Annotated in this window: 1 protein-coding gene; it reads right to left on the reverse strand. The window is 75.7% G+C overall.

What is annotated here, in order from left to right; all coding sequences use genetic code 11:
- On the reverse strand, window positions 1–1,203 hold a 1,203-nt coding region (locus NBZ85_RS30955), incomplete at its 3' end, for a sensor histidine kinase (RefSeq protein WP_261563403.1).
- Between the last annotated feature and the right edge of the window lie 383 nt (window positions 1,204–1,586).

A 1,586-nucleotide genomic window follows, 5' to 3' on the forward strand; every position in this document is an offset into this window, starting at 1 on the left:
GGGCGGCGGGGCTGGCCAGCGCAGCGTCACCTTGACCCCGCCGCCCGGCTGGCCGGTGACGAGCACCTGCCCACCGTGCCGGCGCACGGCCTGGTAGCTACCGCTCATCCCGCCACCCGGGCGGATCGTCGCCGGGTCGAACCCGACGCCCCGATCGCGGACGACCACGAGCACCGCGCCCGCGTCGCCCTCGACGAACAGGCTGACCTCGTCCACCCCGCCGGCGTGCCGCACGACGTTGCGCAGCGCCTCCCGGGTCGCGGCGACCAGCGCCTCGCGCACCGGCGCGGGCGGCTCGCCCTGGATCGCCACGAAGGGGACGAGCGCGAGGCCTTCGTCGGCGAACGCGTCGACGACCGCCGACATCATCGCCTCGAACCCGGTCTCGCCCGGCGCGGGCGTCACGCCACCGTCGCCACCGCCACCGCCACCGCCACCGCCACCGTCGCCGTCGCCGTCGCCGTCGTCGAGGATTCGCGGTTCCAGCCCGCGCGGGTCCATGATGATCCGCCGGGCGCGCTGCGCCCCGCGCCTGGCCTCCCGGACCAGCGCGGGGGACGGGGGGCCGCCGGCGGCGACGTGGTCGACGATGGGCAGCAGGTAGTCGTGGATCTCCCGGTGGGTGATCTCGCGCTGGCGCAGGCTCTCGGCCTCCCGTTCCTGCTCCACGGCGACCCGGCCGGCGGCCCTGGCCGTGTCCTGGGCGGTCGCGGTCGCCGCGGACAGCGTCCGCAGCTCCCGGGCGATGAGCATCGCGACGACGTACCACAGGGCGAAGCCCAGCAGGTCCGAACCGAGCTTGAGGGAGACATCCGGCAGCACGGCCAGGCTCCACGCCGTCATCAGGATCGCCACCGCGGCGACGGCGAGCAGCCCCAGACCCAGGCCGAACCCGACACCGGCCGAGGCCACCAGGCTGAACGGCACCAGCTCGGTCATCAGCTTGTTGCGTTCGTGTGGCTGCGCCGCGCGGGAGCCGACCAGCATCAGCGCCACGCAGAAGGTGACGTCGGCGAGCACCAGCCGCCGGGACAGCCGGTCCGGCCCGTGCCATGCACGCCAGGCGAACCAGCTCGCCTCGGCGGCGGCGGCGGCCACGACCAGCACTGCGAGCCAGGGATGGCGTAGCCGGTCCCACCCGAACAGCGGGATGACCACGAACGTCGCGCAGGCGGCCCGCGCGTACCCGACCATCCGCGACATGCGTTGCTCGGTGCGATGGACGACAGCCCAGGGCGGACCCGCGGATCCACCCAACCCGGTCATAGGTCGCAACGGTAGTGATCGAGCGCGGACACGGCCACCCCCTGCGTCCGATCCGGTCGTCGTGGTGTGCGTCGGGCGCTGCGTGGGCACCGCCACGAGATGGAAACCATCTGCCTCACCCCTGTTCCGGCACCGCGCCAGCGCCTGGGAGCGGCGGCGGTCCTGCCGCCGCCCGGCCCGGGCCCGCTGCCGGCGCCGCCGGACCCCGTCCCGCCGTCGCCCATCCCCGATCCGGTGCCGCCGGGCCCGGGTCCCGATCCGGTGCCGCCGGGCCCGGGTCCCGATCCGGTGCCGCCCGGTCCCGGCCCGGATCCCGTCCC

Source organism: Frankia tisae (assembly GCF_025403405.1).
In the GTDB taxonomy this organism is placed as follows: Bacteria; Actinomycetota; Actinomycetes; order Frankiales; family Frankiaceae; genus Frankia; species Frankia tisai.